The 7,781-nt window shown below is 42.5% G+C and carries 4 protein-coding genes and 1 pseudogene; 2 read left to right on the top strand and 3 right to left on the bottom strand.

Translation table 11 applies throughout. The features are described from left to right. Window positions 1-128, top strand: a pseudogene (locus B4Q04_RS22500) (gluconate 2-dehydrogenase subunit 3 family protein); the annotation flags it as partial. An 82-nt stretch (window positions 129-210) separates the two neighbouring features. Here B4Q04_RS22500 and B4Q04_RS15410 read toward each other — a convergent pair. Both B4Q04_RS15410 and B4Q04_RS15405 read right to left on the bottom strand, forming a co-directional pair. Further along, window positions 211-1,797 (bottom strand): RagB/SusD family nutrient uptake outer membrane protein, encoded by a 1,587-nt coding sequence (locus B4Q04_RS15410; RefSeq protein WP_088697369.1) that lies wholly within the window; start codon window positions 1,795-1,797, stop codon window positions 211-213. A 5-nt stretch (window positions 1,798-1,802) separates the two neighbouring features. Then, a complete protein-coding gene (locus B4Q04_RS15405; protein ID WP_088697359.1) occupies window positions 1,803-4,979 on the bottom strand; it encodes a SusC/RagA family TonB-linked outer membrane protein in 3,177 nt (1,058 codons plus the stop codon). Between the two features lie 406 nt (window positions 4,980-5,385). Between B4Q04_RS15405 and B4Q04_RS15400 the strand changes: the two genes are divergently transcribed. Then, entirely contained in the window at window positions 5,386-7,230 is a 1,845-nt protein-coding gene (locus B4Q04_RS15400) for a helix-turn-helix domain-containing protein (protein WP_088697358.1), read from the top strand. On the opposite strand, the gene B4Q04_RS15395 is transcribed toward B4Q04_RS15400, so the two are convergent. Then, window positions 7,227-7,769 (bottom strand): DUF4442 domain-containing protein, encoded by a 543-nt coding sequence (locus B4Q04_RS15395; RefSeq protein WP_088697357.1) that lies wholly within the window; start codon window positions 7,767-7,769, stop codon window positions 7,227-7,229. The two genes, B4Q04_RS15400 and B4Q04_RS15395, sit on opposite strands and share 4 nt — an antisense overlap. Window positions 7,770-7,781 lie beyond the last annotated feature (12 nt).

The raw sequence follows: 7,781 nt of genomic DNA, 5'->3' as shown, positions 1-7,781 counted from the left end.
GGGTGCCCGACGAGGTGCTCAAGAAGCACGGCGTGGAATACGATCCCGAATGGATCGCCAAATGTGTCGACCAAAGCAAAAGGAACGACATTGCCGAATGGGACGAAAATGGAAATCTTTTGACATAAACCATAATAATAGAAACCGATTTACCCTATTAAGTAAAAAAGCCCCCAAATTGGGGGCTTTTTCCTAACCTAGCAATTAAGTCTAATAACCAACATTCTGGGTCAGATTTGGGTTTCGTTGAATTTCAGATTCAGCAATTGGCAGTAATAAATGTTTTTCTTCAAAGGTTTTTCCAAAAGTATTTTGCCGCCCTACCAAATCGACAAAAGTGGTTTCCCCATCGGTATTGACAGGATATTTTCTAGTCCTAACCATATCGAACCAAAGCTTAAAATCGAATATAAGCTCCCTGTTTCTTTCTTTCCACACTTCTTCAACAAAATCGGTAACGGAAAGTCCGGTCAATTCGGCTCGAATCGTTTCTATATCGGTCGTCCAATAGGCCCGTGCCCTGACTTGGGTCAAATAATCGATCGCTTCGGCCGTAACCCCTTCCGATTGAGCAATTGCCTCTGCCGCAACCAACAGGGCTTCAGGATAACTATACGCCCTCAAATTTTTAGACGATTGCGAAGTTGAAAAGAAAGCTTCTTCATCGAGCCATATATAAGGCGTTACCGGAAACGTAATGGTCTCACCGGCCCCGGTTACAAAAGAACTATGAAAATATTGTTTTTCCTGGGCCCTTAAATCCAATTCCGTATCATACTGTGCGTACAATTCGGGTCGCGGACCATAGGCATTTTGAATATTTCCATAGGCCGATCCCACACTCCCACTGACCGATGCCGGAAATGACCACTGCGGATAAGGTGAAGTACGTATCCCCGCTTCGTACTCAATTTGATAAATGTACTCCTTGTCCAGGGCCTGTTCCTTTCTTATTTTATTGTAGGCACTATTCCCTAAAATTACATTGCCCTCGGTGTCGGTATCGTGCGATGTAAGCGAAAAGGCCCCGCTATTGATTACTTGACGGGCAGTTGTAGCGGCTTTGGCATAATTGTCACTTGACAGGGGAGCCCCGCTCATGGTCAAATATATATCGGACAATACCATTAAGGCCGTTTCCCGGGTAATTCGGTAATTGTTATCCACCATATTGCCATTGGGCAAGCTTCCTTCAACAGTAGCCACACTAAAATCGGCCAGAATCTGATCGTATATATCCGCTATGGCAGTACGTTCCACAAAAATCTCATCCAATCCGCCGACGGGTTCGGTTATCAATGGTACATCTCCAAAAATTCGAACGAGATAGAAATAGGCGAACCCCCTAAAAAAACTGGCTTGTGCTATCAGGTTCTTCTTTTCCCCTTCAGATAGCCCAGGGGTTTCCGGTATATTGGCAATGGCCAAATTGGCTCCTGCAATCCCCCGGTAGAGTCCTTCCCACATTCCATTTAAATCATTATCAACATTATTGGGGGTTATTGCCAATTGCTGGGCCAAATTCACTTGACGCTCCTGACCGTTAAACTCATTATCGAAAAAACCGGACAGATACTGTAGGTACATGACCCGGGTACCGTTGAACACCCCTCCACTGAGGTACATCTGCGGCACACCGTTCTGGTATAAATAATTCACGGCACTCTCCGCTTGACCAGGTTCAGAGAAGTATTGGTCAACACTTAACGAATCCCTAGGCTCTTCCTCCAAAAAATCAGAACAAGATACCACCGCCAGAACTAAACTTAAAAAACCGAATATTTTATAGTATTTCATAGCCATTAAAATTTAAGATTAAACCCAAGGGTAAAAGTCCTAGGCCTTGGATATTGAAAAAAGAATATATTTTGACCGAACTGGCTGGTGTTGGAAGAGCCTTCGGGATCATAGCCCTGAAAGTCTTTCGACTGTACCACAAAAGCGTTATCTACACTTCCATAAACCCTGAAGTTCTTAATGCCGTATGAGCCCAAAAATTTATCGGGAAGGGTATACCCCAAGACAAACAGATTGCCTCGCAAGTACGACCCATCGGCGACCCAACGGCTGTCAACTTGACTATTTTGTCCGGATGTACCTTGGTTTCTGATTTCCTGTACCTGCGTATTTTGGTTCTCAGGGGTCCACCCTTCGGTCAGTATCGTACGTAGGCCATTGGCGATTCCTGATCGATCTTCGGTAGAATGCAAGGCTTGCTGAAGAATGTCTACATCATACACAAACTGAAGGTCGACCGAAAAGTCGAAACGGCCCATTTTAAAGTTATTGATAAAGCTACCTGTCCATGTGGGCAATCCGTTCCCTATAATCGTACGCTCGGCCGATCGTTTGGCTTCACCGGGCAAAGCCCCAACTTCAGCGGCCGCGTCAGCCTCATCGGTTCCCCAGATTCCCAGACGTTCCAATCCCCAGAAAGAAGCTACCGGCTCCCCTACCCTTAAGATGGTATTACTCCCCGATACAAAACTAGGGCCTGGAAAAATATCTTCATCGTTCGCCCCTAATTTTTCAATCCTATTTTTATTGTAGTTGAGATTGAATACGGACTCCCAAAAGAAATCGTTTTTAGAATATGCCGAACTTAAAGCGACTTCGGCTCCCCTATTCGAAATAGAACCTATATTATCTCGAATACTTCCAAAACCTGAGGAGCGCGGTATCGGCCTATCGAGCAACAGGTCTTCGGTCAATTTGTAATAATAATCAAGTTCTAGGCTTATCTGCGGGTTTGTATTGGTACTCATTTCCATACCAACATCGAATTGGGTAGTCGTCTCCCAGCCCACATCGGGGTTAGGTATACGACTCACAAAGCTATCGTTTACCCTTTGCCCGTTGACCAGAGCCGTACCCGAAGAAATGGTAGCCAAGGTAGAATACGGACTGATTTCGGTATTACCCGTTACCCCATAGCTTGTTCTCAGCTTTAATTGATTCAAGAAAGTGTTGTTTTCCAAAAACTTTTCCTCGGAAACCACCCATCCCATACCTATGGAAGGAAAGAAGCCATACTTATTATTGGCCCCAAACCGAGAAGACCCATCGGCCCTACCTGTTAGAGTTAAGAGATAGCGATCTTTATAGGTGTATCCCGCCCTCATAAAATAAGAGTTGATGGACCAGTCGTTATACCCTGATTGGGGTTCGCCAAAAACACTACCTGATTGCAATCGGTAAAAAGAAAGCGAATTGTCGGGAAAACCTTCCGATCGGGCACTAAAACCAAAATAGCTTCGCTTTTGCCAACTCGCCCCAAGTACGGCGTTTATACGTGAGTCGCCTAAACTTTTATTATATGACAAGAAATTTTCCTGCTGCCAATAAAGTACCTTGTCCTCTGCCACACTGGCGCGGCCCAAGGGAGCCGATGTATTGATCAGGTCATTGGGTGAAAAATCCTGAAACGTACGATCTTGTTTATCGATACCGAACTGTGTTTTAAAATCGAGTCCGTCCGCAAGATGGAACTGAAAGTAGACATTCCCGAAAATCTGGTTTCTAAGGTTCCGTTGTACTTGGGTCTCCAATACGTGTACCGGATTTGCCATGGCTTCAACATTGTACGGATCGGTAATCGAACGGCTATTTGAATAAGTACCGTCGGGAAAGCGCACTGGAAAAATCGGGGGCATTTCAATCATCGTTCTTCTTGGCACTTGCCCGCCTCCTCCATCTGAAAATTCATTTTCAATGGTATAATTCACTAAAACATTGGCACCAAAAGAAAGCCAATCCCTCACTTGGGTATCGTAAGTAAGCTTGCCGTTCCATCTTTCCAAATCATTATTGAGCATAATCCCCTCGACATCGGAAAAATTAAAAAAGGCTCCCACCGACGACTTTCCATTATTCTGTTGCACCGCCAATTGGTGGTTATGGGTAACGGCCGTTCGCGTAGCCTCATCTTGCCAATCGGTGTCGTACAGCGGTTTGCCACTGCTGTCGAACAGGCGGGGGTCGTCTGTAGTAAATTCGGGGGCGTCGGTACCCGGTCGGTATTTCGGGGTATTTGCGAAGCCTGTCTTTACTACTTGCAACCATTCTTCCGAATTTAAAAGGTCTAGTTTTTTTCGCAGATGGCCCAAACTCAAGTAACTGTCATACGATACAGTAACACCTTCGGTTTTAGCGCCCCTTTTAGTAGTAACCAAAATTACGCCATTGGCTCCCCTGGCCCCATATATAGATGTTGAAGAGGCATCCTTAAGGACCTCCATACTTTCTACGTTGTTCGGGTTCAGGAACTGAATATCTTCCATTACCACTCCATCGACTACAAAGAGAGGGTCGGAACTTGAGTTGATGGTTCCCAATCCCCTAATAATAATTCTAGGGGCGGCAGTAGGGTTACCTGAATTCAAATATACATTAGCACCTGCAACTCGGCCTTGAAGACCCTGAAGGGCATTGCCCACCGGCCTTTTCAGAATGGCATCGCCATCAACACTGGCTACTGATCCCGTAACATCGGATTTTCTTTGAACCCCATAGCCCACAACAACGACTTCCTCAAGTTTTGAAGCATCCAAAGCAAGTTGTATCTGTAGGGAAGAGCTGAACGAAACCTTTACTTCTTTTGATTTAAAACCAATGTATGAAGCCACAATCACGGCATTTTCACTTTGTACATTTAAAGTGAAGTTTCCATCAAAATCGGTAACCACACCGTTGGTTGTTCCCTTTTCCAAAATATTGGCTCCCGGTAAGGGCGTACCATCTTCGTCAACAACGGTTCCCCTAACTTCCGATTGTTGGGCGCTAGCGATACTAAGGTTTTTAGAGATAGAGTGTTCTAATAGATCAGGAGTGTTTGTTGAAAGGGACAGAAATGATTTCGGTTGAGATACCGCCGAAATTGAGAGATTGGGAACTAGAATAATGAAAAATAGAATTTGTAACGACAAGGAGCTTTTGAACAAAGTGCATCCTGTACATTTTGTTTTTGCATGTTTTTTCATGGTACAATCAGATTAGTTAGTTAAGATGCCCTCTTTAAAAAGAGGACCAGTAGTAGATTGAAATTGAGTTAAAGGGTGTTCTTCATAGGCACTTATACATAAGGGTTAAGTATTTTTTTTGAGAAAGCTGGCCAAAGTAACCAGTCAACCAAAATATTCGAAAAGAATTGTTAACGTAGGAAAGGCCTAGTTAATTCGTTAGAAAATTCATGAATTTTATATTTCCGGAAACTATATGTTTCATCAAAAACTAGATATTCGACGAAATACATCCCACAGTGGCAATTGATCGTAGATTTATGCTTCCTTAAAATTCTATTCCTACAAACTCCTTTATCTTAGCCCTAGGAAAATATACTCGGCTACCCATTTATCCGATGTCATTTTACCGAAACCCAAATACTTTATGAATCTTAAGCGAATTGTTATCGTTCTGTTTATTTTGGTCTCTTTACCAGTGGTAGGACAGCCCTATACTACCCGAGATGTTCAAGCTTACCTCATACGTCTTGAAAAACTGGTAGACGAACAATTGGCGCAGGGAAATATTGTTTTTGACGAAAAGGGACTTTTAGACGAACGGTCAAGGACCAAAGGAAAAGAAAAGGTTCAGGCCTGCTTTAAATTATATAACTTTTACATCTACAAATCACCCGAACTTGCAGAAGACTATAATAACGAGTCTCTTGAACTTTCTAAAGAAATAGCTTATACGGAAGGTTATCTGCAGTCGATTACCCATCAAGCATTTATATATTTCATGCAAGGTAAGTTTGACCAGGCATCTGAATTATTGGACCGTTTAGATTCAGAAAAGCTAATAGATCAATACCCTAAAATCATTGCTGACAACAGTGCGCTAAAATCATATATCCACACCGAGCGTGGAGCATATGATTTGGCTCTCGACACCTCTTTAAAAAATCTACGCTATGGGGAAGCAATAGAAAACCCTTATGTTTTGATGAAGGCCTACTCTTCGATTTCCCATCTATATTTAAGATTGGGGCAATATGAAAAGGCGCTTGAAAATTGCCTCAAGGGCATCGATCATTCCTTGGCCTTAAAACGGACACAAAATATTTTACCCAAGATAGACGAGATGGCCAGAATGGTCCATGTTTTACAAGGTAGTCGACCCGCCTCCGAAATCTACACCTTCTATCTAAAGCTAAAACAAAAATTACCGGCCCCTGGAGGCTATATTGAGAGTGCCGTATTTATGAATATCGCAAGTATATACATAGAACAAGGCGAATTTGCACTTGCCGAACAGTATCTCAATAGGGTGTTCGAACTTATCAATGAAAACGAATACAGGTTCAGGCTTCCTAGGGCCTATATCCTGAGGGCCGAACTCAGCCTTAAAAGGGCCGATACTACAGCGGCCATAAAAAGTTATACGGCAAGCTATGGAACGGCGAGAAAAATCAATGCCTTCGATGTGGTCAAAGACGTGAGCCAGAAGTTAGCGAAGCTTCACCAAGCCAAAGGAAATGTAGAACTGGGACAGTCTTTCTCGGCCATTCATTGGGCCGTTCGCGATTCGCTTTTTTCCTTAGAAACCAACCAGAGAATACAAATTCTAGAGGCAAGCAGAAGAATCAACGAAATTTCCAAAGAAAAGGAAATACTTGAAATACGTACCAAAAACCAAGAAGAACGCTATGTATTTATACTCCTTGTACTAACGCTGACCCTTATATCTGGTGGTATCGCCACATATTCGTATTTTAAGGTAAGAAAGAAAAACCGGCTCTTGTTTTATAGGACCAAAGAGCTCATACAAGAAAAGATACACCAACAGAACAAGGCTCACCATTCCGACAAACCAAAAGAAACCGTCCCCAAAAGATTTCGTTCCCATGAATATATTGATGAAGATATCAAGGAAATCATATTAATAAAGCTGAAAAAATTCGAAAAAAACAACGATTTTCTAAATCAAAAATGCAGCCTTTCATCGTTGTCGGAAGAACTACAGACCAATCAAAAATACTTGTCACAGGTAATCAACCATGAAAAAAAATCGAATTTCAACAACTATATCAACGAGTTAAGAATAAACTACCTTCTCAAACGTTTGGTCGAAGATGAAGATTTCAGAAATAGTAAGCTAAGTTATATTGCCAGTGTATGTGGATTCAACAACCAAAACACCTTTTATTCGGCTTTCAAAAAACGTTTGGGTATTCTCCCCTCATACTTTATTAAACAACTCAACGAAGAAAAAGAGAAGGAGCAAAACTAATTTACTTCTTTTTTCTTCGCTTCTGCCAACGCCCTTTTCTTCTTATAAAATGCCTTGTCGGCTACATAAATGGTCTTTTTCACTTCACAGAAGACAATATCACGAGCCTTGTTCATCAAGTAAGTCGTCTTTACAATGTCGATCGCATCTTCTTGCGCTACCCTTTGCTTGATTTTCTCTACTTCCTCCCAACTGTATTCAAAATCGGCATAGAGGTCTTCTTTGGCAGGCCTTTTAAAGTAAATTTCGGCAGACTTGTCCCAAACCACATAATCGTCGCCAAGTATGTTAATGAGCTGAACCATGGGTATGGGATCAACGGCCGAGAACATACTTCCTCCGAATATAGTGTTTACATAATTCCGGTTTTTATACCCAATAGGCAATTTCACCGTCACCTTTCGCAAATCGGACGAAACCGCTTTCACCCTTGCCGTGCTACGACGGTACATAGGCGAAAGGTTAAAACCGTATTTCAATAATTTATGCTTGCCTATAAAACGGGAGCCGATGTCGACCAAATCACTATAAAACGACATTAGATGTATCTA

It is taken from the genome of Zobellia sp. OII3, assembly GCF_002211465.1.
GTDB classification, from domain to species: Bacteria; Bacteroidota; Bacteroidia; order Flavobacteriales; family Flavobacteriaceae; genus Zobellia; species Zobellia galactanivorans.
The sequence above is the reverse complement of the archived record's forward strand: the minus strand, read 5'-3'. Positions and strand labels throughout refer to the sequence as shown.

What these genes read in the sequence shown, in the direction of transcription:
- B4Q04_RS15400 (WP_088697358.1), top strand. Translation starts at nt 5,386, where the DNA reads ATGAATCTTAAGCGAATTGTTATCGTTCTGTTTATTTTGGTCTCTTTA.
- B4Q04_RS15395 (WP_088697357.1), bottom strand. Translation starts at nt 7,769, where the DNA reads ATGTCGTTTTATAGTGATTTGGTCGACATCGGCTCCCGTTTTATAGGC.
- B4Q04_RS15405 (WP_088697359.1), bottom strand. Translation starts at nt 4,979, where the DNA reads ATGAAAAAACATGCAAAAACAAAATGTACAGGATGCACTTTGTTCAAA.
- B4Q04_RS15410 (WP_088697369.1), bottom strand. Translation starts at nt 1,797, where the DNA reads ATGAAATACTATAAAATATTCGGTTTTTTAAGTTTAGTTCTGGCGGTG.